19 protein-coding genes are annotated in these 16,619 nt (G+C 55.4%); 14 read left to right on the top strand and 5 right to left on the bottom strand.

What is annotated here, in order from left to right:
* Positions 1–12 precede the first annotated feature (12 nt).
* The 7 genes from ispD (at position 13) to rpoS (ending at position 5,903) form a co-directional block, all read left to right on the top strand.
* Complete coding sequence (gene ispD, locus ACQG22_RS18720) at positions 13–723, top strand: 2-C-methyl-D-erythritol 4-phosphate cytidylyltransferase (RefSeq protein WP_013098500.1); 711 nt, start codon at positions 13–15, stop codon at positions 721–723.
* Positions 723–1,202, top strand: a complete 480-nt coding sequence (gene ispF / locus ACQG22_RS18715; protein WP_013098499.1) for a 2-C-methyl-D-erythritol 2,4-cyclodiphosphate synthase — start codon at positions 723–725, stop codon at positions 1,200–1,202. The genes ispD and ispF overlap by 1 nt, the downstream gene beginning before the upstream one ends.
* Positions 1,199–2,248, top strand: coding sequence for a tRNA pseudouridine(13) synthase TruD (gene truD / locus ACQG22_RS18710; RefSeq protein WP_040023576.1), 1,050 nt, complete (start codon positions 1,199–1,201; stop codon positions 2,246–2,248). The genes ispF and truD overlap by 4 nt, the downstream gene beginning before the upstream one ends.
* Positions 2,229–2,990: a 5'/3'-nucleotidase SurE gene (gene surE, locus ACQG22_RS18705; protein WP_029883175.1), complete on the top strand. Its 762-nt coding sequence runs from the start codon at positions 2,229–2,231 to the stop codon at positions 2,988–2,990. Before truD ends, surE begins: the two co-directional genes overlap by 20 nt.
* Positions 2,984–3,610: a protein-L-isoaspartate(D-aspartate) O-methyltransferase gene (locus tag ACQG22_RS18700; protein ID WP_013098496.1), complete on the top strand. Its 627-nt coding sequence runs from the start codon at positions 2,984–2,986 to the stop codon at positions 3,608–3,610. Before surE ends, ACQG22_RS18700 begins: the two co-directional genes overlap by 7 nt.
* 116 nt (positions 3,611–3,726) lie before the next feature.
* Positions 3,727–4,851, top strand: coding sequence for a murein hydrolase activator NlpD (gene nlpD / locus ACQG22_RS18695; protein WP_058681954.1), 1,125 nt, complete (start codon positions 3,727–3,729; stop codon positions 4,849–4,851).
* 59 nt (positions 4,852–4,910) lie between these two features.
* Positions 4,911–5,903: an RNA polymerase sigma factor RpoS gene (gene rpoS, locus ACQG22_RS18690; protein WP_013098493.1), complete on the top strand. Its 993-nt coding sequence runs from the start codon at positions 4,911–4,913 to the stop codon at positions 5,901–5,903.
* Between the two features lie 51 nt (positions 5,904–5,954).
* Here the strand turns inward: rpoS and ACQG22_RS18685 are convergent, their stop codons facing one another.
* Complete coding sequence (locus ACQG22_RS18685) at positions 5,955–6,332, bottom strand: DUF4440 domain-containing protein (RefSeq protein WP_038420496.1); 378 nt, start codon at positions 6,330–6,332, stop codon at positions 5,955–5,957.
* Complete coding sequence (locus ACQG22_RS18680; protein WP_369706552.1) at positions 6,329–7,537, bottom strand: MFS transporter; 1,209 nt, start codon at positions 7,535–7,537, stop codon at positions 6,329–6,331. Before ACQG22_RS18680 ends, ACQG22_RS18685 begins: the two co-directional genes overlap by 4 nt.
* A gap of 109 nt (positions 7,538–7,646) precedes the next feature.
* Between ACQG22_RS18680 and ACQG22_RS18675 the strand changes: the two genes are divergently transcribed.
* A complete protein-coding gene (locus ACQG22_RS18675) occupies positions 7,647–8,534 on the top strand; it encodes a LysR family transcriptional regulator (protein WP_129327577.1) in 888 nt (295 codons plus the stop codon).
* Here ACQG22_RS18675 and ACQG22_RS18670 read toward each other — a convergent pair.
* On the bottom strand, positions 8,531–8,938 hold the full coding sequence (locus ACQG22_RS18670) for a MarR family winged helix-turn-helix transcriptional regulator (RefSeq protein WP_013098489.1): 408 nt from the start codon (positions 8,936–8,938) through the stop codon (positions 8,531–8,533). The genes ACQG22_RS18675 and ACQG22_RS18670 overlap by 4 nt on opposite strands.
* A 173-nt stretch (positions 8,939–9,111) precedes the next feature.
* Between ACQG22_RS18670 and ACQG22_RS18665 the strand changes: the two genes are divergently transcribed.
* The 3 genes from ACQG22_RS18665 to ACQG22_RS18655 are packed head-to-tail and all read left to right on the top strand — an operon-like array spanning position 9,112 to position 11,363.
* On the top strand, positions 9,112–9,714 hold the full coding sequence (locus ACQG22_RS18665) for a non-oxidative hydroxyarylic acid decarboxylases subunit B (RefSeq protein WP_058660452.1): 603 nt from the start codon (positions 9,112–9,114) through the stop codon (positions 9,712–9,714).
* Positions 9,704–11,131: a non-oxidative hydroxyarylic acid decarboxylases subunit C gene (locus ACQG22_RS18660; protein WP_062730081.1), complete on the top strand. Its 1,428-nt coding sequence runs from the start codon at positions 9,704–9,706 to the stop codon at positions 11,129–11,131. The genes ACQG22_RS18665 and ACQG22_RS18660 overlap by 11 nt, the downstream gene beginning before the upstream one ends.
* Positions 11,132–11,141: 10 nt before the next feature.
* On the top strand, positions 11,142–11,363 hold the full coding sequence (locus tag ACQG22_RS18655) for a non-oxidative hydroxyarylic acid decarboxylases subunit D (RefSeq protein WP_013098486.1): 222 nt from the start codon (positions 11,142–11,144) through the stop codon (positions 11,361–11,363).
* Between the two features lie 138 nt (positions 11,364–11,501).
* Here the strand turns inward: ACQG22_RS18655 and mutS are convergent, their stop codons facing one another.
* Positions 11,502–14,063, bottom strand: coding sequence for a DNA mismatch repair protein MutS (gene mutS / locus ACQG22_RS18650; RefSeq protein WP_029883183.1), 2,562 nt, complete (start codon positions 14,061–14,063; stop codon positions 11,502–11,504).
* A gap of 521 nt (positions 14,064–14,584) precedes the next feature.
* Between mutS and ACQG22_RS18645 the strand changes: the two genes are divergently transcribed.
* The gene (locus ACQG22_RS18645; RefSeq protein ID WP_038984748.1) at positions 14,585–15,400 is read left to right on the top strand and encodes a winged helix-turn-helix domain-containing protein; all 816 of its coding nucleotides are present in this window, start codon (positions 14,585–14,587) and stop codon (positions 15,398–15,400) included.
* Complete coding sequence (locus tag ACQG22_RS18640; protein WP_023621089.1) at positions 15,397–15,876, top strand: membrane protein; 480 nt, start codon at positions 15,397–15,399, stop codon at positions 15,874–15,876. Before ACQG22_RS18645 ends, ACQG22_RS18640 begins: the two co-directional genes overlap by 4 nt.
* On the opposite strand, the gene ACQG22_RS18635 is transcribed toward ACQG22_RS18640, so the two are convergent.
* Complete coding sequence (locus ACQG22_RS18635; protein WP_023621090.1) at positions 15,854–16,099, bottom strand: SymE family type I addiction module toxin; 246 nt, start codon at positions 16,097–16,099, stop codon at positions 15,854–15,856. The two genes, ACQG22_RS18640 and ACQG22_RS18635, sit on opposite strands and share 23 nt — an antisense overlap.
* 174 nt (positions 16,100–16,273) lie before the next feature.
* On the opposite strand from ACQG22_RS18635, the gene ACQG22_RS18630 reads away from it, so the two are divergent.
* Positions 16,274–16,618, top strand: coding sequence for a nitrous oxide-stimulated promoter family protein (locus tag ACQG22_RS18630; RefSeq protein WP_028028023.1), 345 nt, complete (start codon positions 16,274–16,276; stop codon positions 16,616–16,618).
* Position 16,619 lies beyond the last annotated feature (1 nt).

Raw genomic sequence — 16,619 nt, 5'->3', positions numbered from 1 at the left:
CAGGATTACGACATGGCAGTGACTTTTTCGGACGTATGCGCCGTGGTGCCGGCCGCGGGTTTTGGCCGGCGCATGCAGACAGAATGTCCCAAGCAATACCTCTCTATTGGCGATAAAACGATCCTCGAACATGCCGTGGCGGCGCTGCTGGCGCACCCCCGAGTGACGCGTGTCATCATCGCCATCAGTCCGGGCGATGCCCGGTTCGCACAGTTACCGCTGGCCGCTCATCCGCAGATCACCGTCGTTGATGGCGGTGCCGAGCGCGCCGATTCCGTGCTGGCGGGCATCCAGGCCGCTGGCGATGCCCAGTGGGTGCTGGTCCACGACGCTGCGCGCCCGTGCCTGCATCAGGACGATCTTGCGCGCCTGCTGGCGCTGAGTGAAACCAGTAAAGTCGGTGGCATTCTGGCCGCGCCGGTACGCGACACCATGAAGCGTGCCGAGCCTGGCAAACAGGCTATCGCGCATACCGTTGAGCGCGTCGATCTCTGGCACGCGCTGACGCCACAATTTTTCCCCCGCGAATTACTCCACGACTGCTTAACGCGCGCGCTTAAAGAAGGTGCGACCATCACCGACGAAGCCTCTGCGCTGGAGTATTGCGGTTTCCACCCAACGCTTGTTGAAGGGCGCGCTGATAATATAAAAGTGACGCGCCCGGAAGATTTACAGCTCGCGGAATTTTATCTTACCCGTTCGACCCATCAGGAGAAGGCATAATGCGAATTGGACACGGTTTTGATGTACACGCCTTTGGAGGCGTTGGCCCAATTATCATTGGCGGCGTGCGCATTCCTTATGAAAAAGGGCTGCTGGCGCATTCTGATGGCGACGTGGCACTACACGCCTTAACCGACGCCTTACTGGGCGCGGCGGCGCTGGGCGATATCGGCAAGCTGTTCCCGGACACCGATCCGGCGTTTAAAGGCGCAGACAGCCGTGCGCTGTTGCGTGAAGCCTGGCGCCGTATTCAGGCGAAGGGTTATACCCTAGGTAACGTCGATGTGACGATCATCGCTCAGGCCCCCAAAATGCTGCCGCATATTCCTCAGATGCGCGTATTTATCGCTGAAGATCTGGGCTGCCATATGGATGACGTCAACGTCAAAGCGACCACCACGGAGAAACTGGGCTTTACCGGTCGCGGCGAAGGCATCGCCTGCGAAGCCGTGGCGCTGCTGGTGAAGGCGAGCAAATGACCGATTTTGACAACCTGACCTACCTGCACGGTAAACCGCTGGGGAGTGGTCTGCTGAAAGCCAGCCCTGAAGATTTCGTGGTCGTGGAAGATTTGGGCTTTGAGCCGGACGGCGAAGGCGAGCATATCCTGGTGCGCATCCTCAAAAATGGCTGCAATACCCGCTTTGTGGCCGATGCGCTGGCTAAATTCCTGAAAATCCATGCCCGCGAAGTGAGCTTCGCCGGGCAGAAAGACAAACACGCGGTCACCGAACAGTGGCTTTGCGCGCGCGTTCCAGGCAATGCGATGCCTGATTTAAGCAAATTTGAGCTTGAGGGTTGTAAGGTGCTGGAGTACGCCCGTCACAAGCGCAAACTGCGTCTGGGGGCGTTGAAAGGTAACAACTTTACCCTCGTACTGCGTGAAGTGACCGACCGTGACGACGTGGAAAAACGCTTGCAGGCCATCAATGAACGCGGTGTGCCTAACTACTTTGGCGCACAGCGTTTTGGCATCGGCGGCAGTAACCTGCAGGGCGCACTGCGCTGGGCGCAGAGCGATGCGCCGGTGCGCGACAGGAATAAACGCAGTTTTTGGTTGTCGGCGGCCCGCAGTGCGTTGTTTAATCAGATCGTAAGCGAACGGCTGAAAAAACCGGACGCGAATCAAGTTGTTGTCGGCGATGCGCTACAATTAGCGGGACGCGGTAGCTGGTTTGTGGCAACGGCCGAAGAAATGGCCGATGTACAGTCGCGCGTGGACGCTAAAACGCTGATGATCACCGCAGCCTTGCCCGGCACGGGCGACTGGGGAACGCAGGGTGACGCGCTGGCCGCGGAGCAGGCAGCCGTGGCCGAAGCGCAAGAATTACAATCATTGCTGGTGCGGGAAAAAGTCGAAGCAGCACGCCGGGCGATGTTGCTCTACCCGCAGCAGTTAAGCTGGAACTGGTGGGATGACGTAACCGTTGAGTTACGCTTCTGGCTGCCGGCAGGTAGCTTTGCCACCAGTGTTGTCAGGGAACTTATCAACACGTCGGGTGATTATGCGAATATTGCTGAGTAACGATGACGGGATCCATGCCCCAGGCATTCAGACGCTGGCGAAACACCTTCGCGAATTTGCGGATGTGCAGGTCGTGGCTCCCGATCGTAACCGCAGTGGAGCGTCTAACTCATTGACGCTGGAGTCGTCGCTTCGCACCTTTGCTTTTGAAAATGGCGATATTGCCGTGCAGATGGGCACGCCAACGGACTGCGTTTTTCTGGGGGTGAATGCGCTGATGCGCCCGCGCCCGGATATCGTCGTTTCCGGGATTAACGCCGGGCCGAATCTGGGTGATGACGTTATCTACTCTGGTACCGTGGCGGCCGCAATGGAAGGCCGTCATCTTGGCTTTCCGGCGCTGGCGGTATCGTTAAATGGTCACACTCATTACGACACGGCGGCAGCGGTAACCTGTTCTATCCTGCGGGCACTTAGCCGTGAACCGCTGCGTACCGGACGCATCCTCAACATCAACGTGCCGGATCTCCCGCTGAATGAAATCAAGGGCATTCGCGTCACGCGTTGCGGAAGCCGTCATCCGGCCGATCAGGTCATCCCGCAGCAGGATCCGCGCGGCAACACGCTCTACTGGATTGGCCCTCCCGGCGATAAGTGCGATGCGGGGCCGGATACCGACTTTGCCGCTGTGGATGAAGGCTATGTCTCGGTAACGCCGCTGCACGTAGATTTAACCGCGTATAGCGCGCATGATGTGGTGTCGGGCTGGCTTGATCGCGCAGGAGTGAACGCGCAATGGTAAGCAAACGTGTACAAACTCTTCTGGAACAACTTCGCGCACAGGGGATCCGCGACGAGCATGTGCTTGACGCGCTCGCCCAGGTTCCGCGTGAGAAATTTGTAGACGAGGCGTTTGAACACAAAGCGTGGGAAAACGTGGCGTTGCCCATCGGGCAGGGCCAGACGATTTCGCAGCCCTATATGGTGGCGCGCATGACGGAGCTGCTGGAGCTCACCCCCGACTCCCGCGTGCTGGAGATTGGCACCGGGTCCGGGTATCAGACTGCGATTCTGGCGCATCTGGTGCATCATGTGTGCTCGGTTGAGCGGATCAAAGGTTTACAGTGGCAGGCGCGTCGTCGCCTGAAACAACTTGATTTACACAATGTTTCGACACGACACGGTGATGGATGGCAGGGTTGGCAGGCTCGCGCCCCGTTTGACGCAATCATCGTGACGGCGGCTCCACCGGAGATCCCTGCGGCCCTGTTGTCGCAGCTGGATGAGGGGGGCATTCTTGTATTGCCTGTTGGCGATGAGCAGCAGCTGTTAAAGCGCGTTCGTCGACGTGGCGACGAGTTTATTATCGATACCGTAGAAGCCGTGCGCTTTGTGCCTCTGGTAAAGGGGGAACTGGCCTAAGACTCGGAATTTTCCAGGGTTATTAAGGCAAATTCAGCGTATGGTGTGGCGCGAAAGAGTCGTGCCATCACGGTTAATTTTAAGTCACTGGTAGTTAACACATTCCTGGGGGATAAATGAGCGCGGGAAGCCCTAAATTCACCATCAGCCGTGTTGCGGCATTATCACTGGTTTCGCTCTGGCTGGCAGGCTGTTCGAGTTCTAACAATGCACCTGCGCCTGTCAGTTCTGTTGGCGGAAACAGCGGCTCCGGTAACACGTCCAGCGGAATGTTGATCACGCCGCCACCTAAAATGGGCACTGCTGCGCCGCAGCAAACACCACAAATTCAGCCTGTGCAACATCCTGTTACACAGCCAACACAGATTCAGCCAGTCGAACAACCTGTTCAGACCCAAAATGGCCGCATAGTGTATAACCGTCAGTATGGGAACATTCCGAAAGGCAGCTATACCGGCGGCAGCACCTATACCGTGAAACGTGGCGATACGCTGTTCTATATCGCGTGGATCACCGGGAACGATTTCCGTGACCTCGCGCAGCGCAACAACGTCCAGGCACCGTATGCGCTGGAAGTCGGGCAGACGCTCCAGGTGGGCAACGCGACGGGTACGCCGCTTACGCCTGGCAATACCGTTTCTGCAGCCGACGTGACCGCGCAAAATAACAGCGTTAAGCCTGCACAAAAATCCACCACGGTGGTTGCTTCACAACCTGTAATTACGTATTCTGAAGATTCAGGTGATCAGACTGCTAACAAAATGTTGCCGAATAATAAAGGGACTGCGACTGCTGTCACAGCACCGGTTACGGCACCTGTGGTTAGCTCTACTGAACCGACTGCCAGCAGTATGAGTTCCAGTTCGCCAATTTCAACCTGGCGCTGGCCAACTGACGGTAAGGTTATCGAGAACTTCTCTTCCTCCGAAGGAGGGAACAAAGGGATCGATATCGCAGGAAGTAAGGGACAGGCTATCATCGCGACCGCAGACGGACGCGTTGTGTATGCCGGTAACGCTCTGCGCGGTTACGGTAATCTTATTATCATCAAACACAACGATGATTACCTGAGTGCCTACGCCCATAACGACACAATGCTGGTCCGGGAACAACAAGAAGTTAAGGCGGGGCAAAAAATCGCTACCATGGGTAGCACCGGAACCAGTTCTACACGCTTGCATTTTGAAATTCGTTACAAGGGGAAATCCGTAAACCCGCTGCAGTATTTGCCGCAGCGATAAATTGACGGGGCATGCCAGCCAGGGTGTCTCGTTCAGGGATCACGGGTAGGAGCCACCTTATGAGTCAGAATACGCTGAAAGTTCATGATTTAAATGAAGATGCGGAATTTGATGAGAACGGAGCAGAGGCTTTTGACGAAAAAGCCTTAGTAGAAGAGGAACCCAGTGATAACGATTTGGCTGAAGAAGAGCTGTTATCGCAGGGTGCCACACAGCGTGTACTGGACGCGACTCAGCTTTACCTTGGGGAGATTGGTTACTCCCCACTGTTAACGGCCGAAGAAGAAGTCTATTTCGCACGTCGTGCTTTGCGTGGTGATGTTGCCTCGCGCCGTCGCATGATTGAAAGTAACTTGCGTCTGGTCGTGAAAATTGCCCGTCGTTACGGCAATCGTGGTCTGGCTCTGCTGGATCTGATTGAAGAGGGCAACTTAGGTCTCATCCGCGCAGTAGAGAAGTTTGACCCAGAACGTGGGTTCCGCTTCTCCACCTACGCGACCTGGTGGATTCGTCAGACCATCGAACGGGCCATTATGAACCAAACCCGTACGATTCGCCTGCCGATTCACATCGTCAAAGAGTTGAACGTCTATCTGCGTACCGCGCGCGAGTTGTCCCATAAACTGGACCACGAGCCAAGCGCAGAAGAGATTGCTGAGCAACTCGACAAACCGGTTGATGACGTAAGCCGCATGCTGCGTCTCAACGAGCGCATTACCTCGGTTGACACCCCGCTGGGTGGCGACTCCGAAAAAGCGCTGCTGGATATCCTGGCCGATGAAAAAGACAACGGCCCGGAAGACACCACGCAGGATGATGACATGAAACAGAGCATCGTCAAATGGCTGTTCGAACTGAACGCCAAACAGCGTGAGGTGCTGGCACGTCGTTTCGGTTTGCTGGGGTATGAAGCTGCGACACTGGAAGACGTCGGCCGTGAAATTGGCCTGACCCGTGAACGTGTTCGTCAGATTCAGGTTGAAGGTCTGCGCCGCCTGCGTGAAATTCTGCAGGGGCAAGGTCTTAATATCGAAGCGCTGTTCCGCGAATAAGCAACCTTTCGTCAAAAAAAGGCCCGTCGTGAGACGGGCCTTTTTTATCTCTTACGGCTGCGCCGTTTCGTGCAGCAGACGCCAGCTGATCGTCTCGCCTTCCCGATTGAGCACCGCGGTTGACCAGCGTACGTTGACGGGCTGGTCCGGGCGGGTCTGCGTCTCCCGGTAATGAAGCACCGCACCGTTATCCCATGACTGAATCGTGGCTAGCTCATCAATGATGATTTTAAGGCCGGGTCGGCTTCCACGCTGGGCGTGCAGAAAACGGACAAGGGCGTCATGGTTTAAATGCGCCCCACTCGGGGGAACCATCAGAAAGTTTGGCTGGAAACGAGCGAGCAGGGCATCAATATTACCTTCACCGGCACCCAGCCAGTTTTCCAGTGCGATATGAATATCAATGATGTCGTGTTCGAAAGGCGTCATGGTTTCTCCTGTTGCAGTTGTGCAAGCACCTGCGGGTTGTTAAGACGAAATACAGAGATGACGGGCACCAGGGTGATGGCCGAAGCAACCAGAAACATCCCGTGCCACGCGGCGACGGGGGGCAAATACCTCTGGGCCAGATCCAGCACCTGTGCCAGCAGAAAGGCACCCGCAAAAAAACTCAGCTGACGATTAAGATTCCACAGCGCGCTGGCATCAGCCATCTCTTCCCGACGCGTTGTCAGAAATGCGCTGCTCTGCGCCGTACTGCTGCAAAGACTGCCTCCTGCGCCCATTAATGTAAACGCAACGATCGCTGGCAGCGTGCCCGTGGTCGCACTGACGCTGAGCAAAAGCAGAATACCTGACGCCTGAAGCAGGCAACCCGCGATCAACAGAGGTCGGGGGCCGACACGGTTAAAGTAACGGCCCGTTGCGGTGATGGCCATAAACGATGCCAGAGACCACGGCAGCATCAGCATGCCCGTCGCGGCTGGCGTCATGTTGACCACGCTCTGCAGATAAAACATGCCGGTGACGTTTATTCCGATAAACATACCGGGGACACATACATAAACCATCATGGAAACGCGCAGAAGCGGATCGGCGATCAAACTCAGGTTCAGCAGTCGGTTTGCTTTCATCGCGGGCATTTCATGCTTAAGCCACAGACAGGCCAACGCAAAGGTCAGGAGAGCAACCGGGAGGGTAGCAAAAAATACCCACCGCCAGCTTAACGCCTGAACCAGTACGCCCCCTAACGCAGGTGAGCATGCGGGGGCAAGCAGTGCAACCAGCATGACGGCGGAAGAGAGCCTGGCGCGTTCATGCGCTTTAAACTGTTGCCAGGTCAGCGCCTGCCCTACGGGGATCAATAAGCCACCGCCCACGCCCTGCAGCACCCGCCAGGCAATCAGACTTTCAAGTGTGGCAGACAAGCCTGCCGCGGTGGAGGCTACGCTAAAGAGAACCAGCGAGAGAAGGATGACGTGCTTTGCCCCGATGCGGCGCGTCAGGGCACTGCTGAACGGGATCACCAGCGTCAGGCCGGCAATATACCCGTTACTGACCCAGGCGAGTGCAGAGGGCGTGGCGTGATAGGTCTGCGCCATTGCCGGAAAGGCGACGCTGGCGATAAACATGTTGATCAAATCAAGAAAAAAGCCCAGTAGATAGACTACGGCGACTTTGCTGCGATACGTCATGGTGGATCCTCCGGTGAGGGGGCGTATCGTATCGGCTTGTCCGGTGCCGATAAACGCAACAATTCGCGATATACTGTCAAAACTATTTTGACAATTTTGAAGGTTAACGATGCTGAATCTCCAGCGAACGGCGATGTTTGTGGCGGTAGCAGATGCGGGCAGTTTTACTGCCGCCGCAGAGTCGATGGGGCTGACAAAGGCCGTGGTCAGCTTCAATATTCGCCAGCTGGAAGATGAGCTGGGAGTCACGCTACTGTTGCGATCCACCCGTCGCCTGACGTTAACCGAGGCGGGCGTGCTTTTTCATCAGCGAAGCGTCAGGCTTTTACAGGAGGCTGAACGCCTGCAGGATGACGTTCGCGCTAACCATGCCGGCCTGACCGGCGAATTGCGGATCACCACCACGCCCGAATACGGTTCGCAGGTGGTTGTGCCTTTGCTGGCCGAATTTAGCCAGCAGCATCCGGAGCTTCGCGTTCGTCATGTTTCGTCGTCTCAGCATGCCGATCTCATCTCGGAGCGCTTTGATGTCGCCATCCGGCTGGGAACACTCGCTGATTCGCGCTACCACGCCGCCTTGATTTCAAACTTTACTATCCTGCCGGTTGCCGCCCCCGGATGGCTGGCTAACCATCCCGTTGAATCTCTCGAACACCTGGCGCAGGCCGGATGGATCGTTCACGAGCGTTTACCTTCGCCGCTGCACTGGCAGGTGAAAGATGCAGATGGCAATCTGGTTGCCTTTGAGATTAAAAAAGCCCCGCGCCTGTACGCAGATAGCGCCCAGGCGCTGATGGCTTTCGCGCATGCGGGATGTGGTGTGGCGCTGCTGCCGGAGTGGCTGGTGCGAAACGCACTGAATTCGGGGGGGCTGGTATCGCTTTTACCGGGATACACGTTTGCTCAGCAGGGCATCTATGCCGTTTATCCAGATGCCCAGCATGTGCCCGCTAAGGTTCGGACATTTATTGATTTTATGCGTGCCCGGGTGAACTAGTCGCGCATCATCTTTTTGATCAGCGCCGTAAATTGTTCCCGCTCGTCCTGGCTGAGACGTCCTAAAAACGCCTCATCCACCTCATTGCCGACCGGTTTACAGCTTGCAAGCAGGGCTTCTCCTTCAGGCGTGAGGAAGACAAACCGGCGGCGCTTATCCGCAGGATCGTGTTCGCGTTTCACCAGCCCGCGCGATTCCATGCGGCTCAGCATTTCGGCCAGCGTCGCTTTTGTGCTCACGGCAACTTCCGTCAGGGCGACCTGCTCGATCCCCGGATTTTCAGAAACAGATCGCATCACCGCATATTGCGGCTTGGTCAGCGCCGGTAAAGCATGTTGCCAGTGGGCAGTATGCTGTTGAAAAAGCTGCCGTAGCAGGTGGAACGCTTCTTGTCTCAGTTCCATGAACACTCCGACGAAAAAAATCTCCCCCCTATGATAGCCGCTATTGCCTGCGATTTTAACGCAGCAGTTTTTAGCATTACGTGTGATCGTGTACGAACAATATTGTCAACTCAGCTCACCGGGAGTAACGTAGTCATTATGTTCGTATGCGAACAAATTAATTGAGGTGCTGAATGAGATTGATCGTGGGAATGACGGGAGCAACAGGTGCTCCGCTGGGTGTGGCTTTACTGCAGGCGTTACGGGACATGCCAGAGGTTGAAACCCATCTGGTGATGTCGAAATGGGCGAAAACCACCATTGAGCTGGAAACGCCCTATACCGCGCAGGATGTCGCCGCCCTGGCAGATGTCGTTCACAGTCCTGCCGATCAGGCTGCCACCATCTCCTCCGGCTCGTTTCGTACCGACGGCATGATCGTCATTCCCTGCAGCATGAAAACGCTGGCGGGTATCCGCGCGGGCTATGCCGAAGGGCTGGTGGGCCGTGCGGCAGACGTGGTGCTGAAAGAGGGGCGCAAGCTGGTGCTGGTCCCGCGTGAAACGCCGCTCAGCACCATTCATCTGGAGAACATGCTCGCGCTTTCCCGCATGGGGGTGGCGATGGTGCCGCCCATGCCTGCGTATTACAACCACCCGCAAACCGCCGATGATATCACCCAGCATATCGTGACCCGCGTGCTCGACCAGTTTGGTCTGGAGTACAAAAAGGCGCGTCGCTGGAACGGCCTGCAGGCGGCGAAACATTTTTCACAGGAGAATAACGATGGCATTTGATGATTTGAGAAGCTTCCTGCAGGCGCTCGATGAGCAAGGGCAACTGCTGAAAATTGAAGAAGAGGTCAATGCGGAGCCGGATCTGGCGGCGGCCGCTAACGCGACGGGACGTATCGGTGACGGTGCGCCTGCGCTGTGGTTCGATAACATTCGCGGGTTTACCGATGCCAGGGTGGTGATGAACACCATCGGCTCCTGGCAGAACCACGCCATTTCGATGGGGCTGCCAGCGAATACCCCGGTCAAAAAGCAAATCGATGAGTTTATTCGCCGCTGGGATAAATTCCCGGTCGCACCGGAGCGCCGGGCCAGCCCCGCATGGGCGCAGAATACGGTGGACGGTGAAGAGATTAACCTGTTCGACATCCTGCCGCTGTTTCGCCTGAACGACGGGGACGGCGGTTTTTATCTCGACAAAGCGTGCGTTGTCTCGCGCGATCCGCTCGATCCGGACCATTTTGGCAAGCAGAACGTCGGTATTTACCGCATGGAAGTGAAGGGCAAACGTAAGCTCGGACTGCAGCCGGTGCCGATGCATGATATCGCCCTGCATCTGCATAAAGCCGAAGAGCGTGGTGAAGACCTGCCGATTGCGATTACGTTGGGCAACGATCCGATCATCACCCTGATGGGCGCAACGCCGCTGAAATACGATCAGTCCGAGTATGAAATGGCCGGGGCGCTGCGTGAAAGCCCGTACCCGATTGCGACCGCGCCGTTGACCGGCTTCGATGTGCCGTGGGGGTCTGAAGTGATCCTGGAAGGGGTGATTGAAGGCCGTAAACGTGAAATTGAAGGGCCGTTCGGTGAGTTTACCGGGCACTATTCGGGCGGACGCAATATGACGGTGGTCCGTATTGATAAAGTCTCGTACCGCACCAAACCGATTTTCGAATCCCTCTATCTCGGGATGCCCTGGACCGAGATCGACTACCTGATGGGGCCAGCCACCTGTGTGCCGCTTTACCAGCAACTGAAAGCGGAGTTCCCTGAAGTGCAGGCGGTGAACGCGATGTACACCCACGGTCTGCTGGCGATCATCTCCACCAAAAAACGCTACGGTGGTTTTGCCCGCGCGGTCGGTTTACGCGCCATGACCACGCCGCATGGCCTGGGCTATGTGAAGATGGTGATTATGGTGGATGAAGATGTCGATCCGTTCAACCTGCCGCAGGTGATGTGGGCGCTGTCATCGAAAGTGAACCCGGCAGGGGATCTGGTGCAGCTGCCGAACATGTCGGTTCTTGAGCTTGATCCGGGGTCCAGCCCGGCAGGCATCACCGACAAGCTGATTATTGATGCCACCACGCCTGTTGCGCCGGATAACCGCGGTCACTACAGCCAGCCGGTGCAGGATTTACCTGAAACCAAAGCCTGGGCTGAAAAGCTGACTGCGATGCTGGCAGCACGCCAATAAGGAGGAAAAGATGATTTGTCCACGTTGTGCCGATGAGCAAATTGAGGTGATGGCTACATCACCGGTGAAAGGGATCTGGACGGTTTATCAGTGCCAGCATTGCCTGTATACCTGGCGCGATACCGAGCCGCTGCGTCGTACCAGTCGCGAACATTACCCTGAAGCGTTCCGCATGACGCAGAAGGATATTGATGAGGCGCCGCAGGTACCGACCATTCCGCCATTGCTGTAAAAAAAGCCCGGTGGCGCTGCGCTTACCGGGCGGTAACATCGTGCGGTCTGTTTTGCCGGGTGGCGGCTTCGCCTTACCCGTCCTACAAAACCCGTAGGCCCGGTAAGCGCAGCGCCACCGGGCAAAGATTGCAGAGAACTAAACCAGACTCTTCAGCCGATAAATCCACTCCAGCGCCTGACGTGGCGTCAGTGAATCCGGATCGAGATTCTCCAGCGCTTCAACGGCGGGTGACGTCTCTTCCGCAGGTGCCAGCAGCGACATCTGCGTGCCGTCAATCTGGGTGGCCGCCGCATTCGGTGACAGGCTTTCCAGCTCGCGCAGTTTCTGACGCGCGCGTTTAATTACCTCTTTAGGCACACCCGCCAGTGCCGCGACGGCCAGGCCATAGCTCTTGCTCGCGGCCCCCTCCTGCACCGTGTGCATAAAGGCGATGGTATCGCCATGCTCAAGCGCATCCAGGTGGACGTTTGCCACGCCCTCCATTTTCTCCGGCAACTGCGTCAGTTCAAAGTAGTGCGTCGCGAACAGCGTCATGGCCTTGATTTTATTCGCCAGGTTTTCCGCACACGCCCATGCCAGCGACAGTCCGTCGTAGGTTGAGGTGCCGCGTCCGACTTCGTCCATCAGCACCAGGCTGTGTTCTGTCGCGTTGTGCAGGATATTGGCGGTTTCCGTCATTTCGACCATAAAGGTGGAACGGCCGCTGGCCAGATCGTCCGCCGCACCCACGCGGGTGAAGATACGATCGATGGGGCCAATCTCCACTTTCTGCGCCGGAACGTAGCTGCCGATGTAGGCGAGCAGGGCGATAAGCGCCGTCTGGCGCATATAGGTACTTTTACCGCCCATGTTCGGACCGGTAATGATCAGCATTCTTCGCTGTGGCGACAGGCTCAGCGGGTTAGCGATGAACGGCTCGTTCAGTACCTGCTCCACCACCGGGTGGCGGCCTTCGGTAATGCGAATGCCGGGCTTGTCGGTAAAGGTCGGGCAGGTATAGTTCAGCGTTTCAGCACGCTCAGCCAGATTTACCAGCACATCCAGCTCCGCCAGCGCGCCAGCGCTTAACTGCAGGTCCGCGAGGTGTGGCATCAGCATGTCGAACAGCTCGTCGTAAAGCTGCTTTTCCAGGGCCAGCGCTTTGCCTTTCGAGGTGAGAACTTTATCCTCATACTCTTTCAGCTCAGGAATGATATAGCGCTCAGCGTTTTTCAACGTCTGGCGACGCACATAGTGAATCGGCGCCAGATGGCTCTGCCCGCGGCTGATCTGAATATAGTAACCGTGGACTGCGTTATAGCCGACTTTCAGGGTATCGAGCCCGAGACGTTCGCGCTCGCGGATCTCCAGCTTGTCGAGGTAATCCGTTGCGCCGTCAGCCAGCGCGCGCCATTCGTCCAGCTCTTCGTTGTAGCCAGGGGCAATTACGCCACCGTCGCGCACCAGAACCGGCGGCGCATCTATGATAGCGCGCTCCAGCAGATCGCGGAGTTCAGCAAACTCGCCCATGGTTTCGCGCAGTTTCTGAACCGGTGCGCTGTCGACGTCGCTCAGTTGAGCACGCAGTTCCGGCAACTGCTGGAAGGCATGACGCATTCGTGCAAGGTCGCGAGGCCGCGCCGTGCGCAGTGCCAGGCGAGCCAGAATACGCTCCAGATCGCCCACCTGACGCAGCACAGGCTGCAGTTCGGTGTAGCGATCCTGCAGCGCGGCAATGGTCTGCTGACGACAAACGAGCGTATCCGTATCGCGGACGGGCATATGCAGCCAGCGCTTCAGCATGCGGCTGCCCATCGGCGTCACGGTGTTATCGAGGACGGATGCCAGCGTGTTCTCAACGCCACCCGCCAGGTTCTGGGTGATCTCCAGATTCCGGCGCGTGGCCGCATCCATAATGATGCTGTCCTGCTGGCGCTCCATGGTGATAGAGCGGATATGCGGCAGGGCGGTGCGCTGGGTATCTTTCACATACTGCAAAAGGCAGCCCGCGGCGCACAGTCCACGCGGGGCGTTTTCCACCCCAAAGCCAATCAGATCGCGGGTACCAAACTGCAGGTTGAGCTGCTGGCGAGCGGTATCAATTTCAAATTCCCACAGCGGACGGCGGCGCAGGCCGCGACGACCTTCGATCAGCGCCATTTCGGCAAAATCTTCGGCATACAGCAGTTCCGCCGGGTTGGTGCGCTGCAGCTCGGCTGCCATGGTTTCCCGGTCAGCCGGCTCGCTCAGACGAAAACGCCCGGAGCTGATATCCAGCGTGGCGTAACCAAACCCTTTGCCGTCCTGCCACAGGGCCGCCAGCAGGTTATCCTGACGCTCCTGGAGCAGGGCTTCGTCGCTAATGGTGCCAGGCGTGACGATACGCACGACCTTGCGTTCAACCGGGCCTTTTGAGGTGGCCGGATCGCCGATCTGCTCACAGATGGCAACCGACTCGCCCTGATTCACCAGCTTGGCCAGGTAGTTTTCTACCGCATGATGCGGAATGCCTGCCATCGGGATGGGTTCACCTGCCGATGCGCCACGTTTGGTCAGAGAGATGTCGAGCAGCTGCGATGCCCGTTTAGCATCGTCATAAAACAGCTCGTAAAAATCGCCCATGCGGTAAAACAGCAGAATTTCCGGATGCTGCGCTTTCAGCTTCAGGTACTGCTGCATCATTGGGGTATGGGCGTCAAAATTTTCAAGTGTACTCATTAGGTTACCGTGTCCATTTTTTTCAATTTCAATGAGTTGTCTTTTTTATTGTCAGGTTTCTTACTCTCTCATTGGAACGCATGACAGCCTGCGTTTCTTATCATGAATCGTTCACGGACCATGATAACGGACTCTGCTGGACAGGAAAACAGACGTGCAGGCTCTTTCGACTAAAATGCGTACCTGATTCCAGCGATACTGAAGACGTGGGCCTGTCTTGCCGCAATTGCGACAGGCACGCTGGTCCGGTAACGCTAAAGGAACACCGCGCGATATTCCTTGCGTATTAAACGTAAACGGGAATAAAGGCGTCAGAATATAACGTCATCTTTTTTTCTGTTTCAGAAACGTATTTGTCTTCGATGTGGGGATAATATTCTATTATGCTCATATTATTTTATTTCGGTGTTACTGCTGAACAAACACCATAACTTACTGCTTTGACAAGGAATATTCGCAGAGTATACTTGCTAACTCTGGCAACAGTTTTCTGATTCTGTTTATTGCATAGTGAGTCTCATATGTTCTGGATAATTAACGATAATATTAAATTTTGTCCAGAGAAAAACTTACTTGTCTCTATGACCCGACCGGAGTTGAGCGTCATTCTGACCACGCCAGCCAGTCGCTGTCTGGTACTTCTGCTTGAGTCCGCCCCGGAAGTGGTTAATCAAAGGGATTTCTTCACTAAAGTTTGGGGTGAAGACGGAATGTTAGTTCCGGCCAATACCCTTTATCAGAATATCTCCATTATCCGGCGTGGGCTGCGCACGACGGGAGAGACTGACGACACGCTGGTTGCCACGGTACCCAGAAAAGGGTTCCAGATTAAAAAAGAAGTTAAGGTCAGCCGAATTGAAAACGACGTAACAGAATCAGAAAGCGCGATAGCAGAAGCCCAGCCTGTCAGCGGCTCGAAAGAGGTGATTGCGGAAACTGCTGCCGTTCAGGTGAAGGATAAGACCCCGCGTCATCACTATCGTCGCTATCTTCCACTGCTTTTTATGGCCCTCTCTTTTGGGCTGGGCTATTTTATTCTTCATCTGGCCGTCCATGACTATTCCAGAAAAGACTTTTTTAAAGACTACACCATAAGCAGTACGGAAAATGGCTGCCATTTTTTCTCACGAAACGATGATATTAAAAGCAGGGGTAACTTCACGCGTTATAAGCAAATTATCATGCGAACAGGGCTCGATTGTAAAAAATACCCCTGGGCCTACTTCTCTTCATCCAGCACGGCTCCGGCACTTTCTGTACTCATTTGCAGAAAACCGTATGAGCAAGAAGAAGATGCAGGATGCGTTACGCTTTATTTTAGGGGGTACAATCAGTGACTAAAAAGTCTACTGCCATCCTGTGTCTCGTCCTGTTTGCCGTTGGGGCGCTGACGTCCTGGCTTTATCATTATCACTTAGAAAAAAAACAAAATACGGAAGCCTGTTCAGTTTCTGTTGTTGTTTACCATGAAGATGCCCGCGCAAACCTGACGCTGGATTTTATGTACACCATGCAAAAGCAGACCGGGGTCATCGCGCTAAGCGGGACATATTTTAAAAATGAGAAGGCGATAGCCTCTATCCGCCGGGATGTGTCTTATATCTGGACCGAAAACAAAGACTCTTTCCAGTTTACCTCCGTGAAGATCCATGAGGTTAATGAAGACTCCCTGCCGGATAATGTGCTCGGCGACGTGTTGCCTGATTTCTTTATTTATCCGAACCATAAATTGAACTATACCATTCTGAAACAAGGGCCCAGAGGGTTTCTATTTACCGTCGGTAAGCGTCCTATTTTCTTCTGCTCTCGCTGAGATCTTCTTTCAGTAGTTCGATGACAATTTTCCCCTGTTCAACCCCCACCCTGACCTGAGAGTGGGTAGTAAACCCTGCCTGCTCCAGCCAGTCGCCTTTTAAGCTCAACGCCGCATGTACGCTGTAACGTCGCGGGATTTTGGTCTTCCGGTCTTCGTGACGCTTTCTGAAATAACCGACTTTTAAGTGGCGATAGTGTTTGGTCGTGGTGATCTCTTGCATATAGCCTCCGTAACGATGAGCGACGCGTGTTGTTAATGCCTGTATAAAATACCAGTAAAAAAGGGTGGGGGTGGGCTTAATAGTGGAAGGCGGCTTCAGAAAACGAAATGCAACGACTGAAAAGTGGCAGATAAAGGAGTATTATTAATGCATGTTTTTAGTCGGTGAGCCGCTATGTCTGGTAAACGTATTTCACGGGAAAAAAAGACGATCGCCAGAATGATCGCTCTGTATGAAAAACAGTGCCCGGAGGCTTCTCAGGAAGAGGGACATTATCAGGCGCTGAATGCCTATGCGGATAAGCGTCTGGATAAGTGCGTCTTTGGTGAGGAAAAACCGGCCTGTAAACAGTGTCCGGTACACTGCTACCAGCCCGCCAGGCGTGAAGAGATGAAGCAGATTATGCGCTGGGCGGGGCCCCGCATGCTGTGGCGTCACCCCATCCTGACGGTACGCCATCTGCTTGACGATCGTCGCCCGGTACCGGAATTACCGGAAAAGTATCGCCCGAAAAAGTAAC

The sequence above is a fragment of the Enterobacter cloacae complex sp. 309I3 genome (assembly GCF_050031595.1).
In the GTDB taxonomy this organism is placed as follows: domain Bacteria; phylum Pseudomonadota; class Gammaproteobacteria; order Enterobacterales; family Enterobacteriaceae; genus Enterobacter; species Enterobacter cloacae.
Note: the sequence above shows the minus strand (reverse complement) of the source record. Positions and strands in the feature narration are given on the sequence as shown.

Coding starts and splice junctions, on each gene's coding strand:
- ispD (WP_013098500.1), top strand. CDS start 13: ATGGCAGTGACTTTTTCGGACGTATGCGCCGTGGTGCCGGCCGCGGGT.
- ispF (WP_013098499.1), top strand. CDS start 723: ATGCGAATTGGACACGGTTTTGATGTACACGCCTTTGGAGGCGTTGGC.
- truD (WP_040023576.1), top strand. CDS start 1,199: ATGACCGATTTTGACAACCTGACCTACCTGCACGGTAAACCGCTGGGG.
- surE (WP_029883175.1), top strand. CDS start 2,229: ATGCGAATATTGCTGAGTAACGATGACGGGATCCATGCCCCAGGCATT.
- ACQG22_RS18700 (WP_013098496.1), top strand. CDS start 2,984: ATGGTAAGCAAACGTGTACAAACTCTTCTGGAACAACTTCGCGCACAG.
- nlpD (WP_058681954.1), top strand. CDS start 3,727: ATGAGCGCGGGAAGCCCTAAATTCACCATCAGCCGTGTTGCGGCATTA.
- rpoS (WP_013098493.1), top strand. CDS start 4,911: ATGAGTCAGAATACGCTGAAAGTTCATGATTTAAATGAAGATGCGGAA.
- ACQG22_RS18685 (WP_038420496.1), bottom strand. CDS start 6,332: ATGACGCCTTTCGAACACGACATCATTGATATTCATATCGCACTGGAA.
- ACQG22_RS18680 (WP_369706552.1), bottom strand. CDS start 7,537: ATGACGTATCGCAGCAAAGTCGCCGTAGTCTATCTACTGGGCTTTTTT.
- ACQG22_RS18675 (WP_129327577.1), top strand. CDS start 7,647: ATGCTGAATCTCCAGCGAACGGCGATGTTTGTGGCGGTAGCAGATGCG.
- ACQG22_RS18670 (WP_013098489.1), bottom strand. CDS start 8,938: ATGGAACTGAGACAAGAAGCGTTCCACCTGCTACGGCAGCTTTTTCAA.
- ACQG22_RS18665 (WP_058660452.1), top strand. CDS start 9,112: ATGAGATTGATCGTGGGAATGACGGGAGCAACAGGTGCTCCGCTGGGT.
- ACQG22_RS18660 (WP_062730081.1), top strand. CDS start 9,704: ATGGCATTTGATGATTTGAGAAGCTTCCTGCAGGCGCTCGATGAGCAA.
- ACQG22_RS18655 (WP_013098486.1), top strand. CDS start 11,142: ATGATTTGTCCACGTTGTGCCGATGAGCAAATTGAGGTGATGGCTACA.
- mutS (WP_029883183.1), bottom strand. CDS start 14,063: ATGAGTACACTTGAAAATTTTGACGCCCATACCCCAATGATGCAGCAG.
- ACQG22_RS18645 (WP_038984748.1), top strand. CDS start 14,585: ATGTTCTGGATAATTAACGATAATATTAAATTTTGTCCAGAGAAAAAC.
- ACQG22_RS18635 (WP_023621090.1), bottom strand. CDS start 16,099: ATGCAAGAGATCACCACGACCAAACACTATCGCCACTTAAAAGTCGGT.
- ACQG22_RS18630 (WP_028028023.1), top strand. CDS start 16,274: ATGTCTGGTAAACGTATTTCACGGGAAAAAAAGACGATCGCCAGAATG.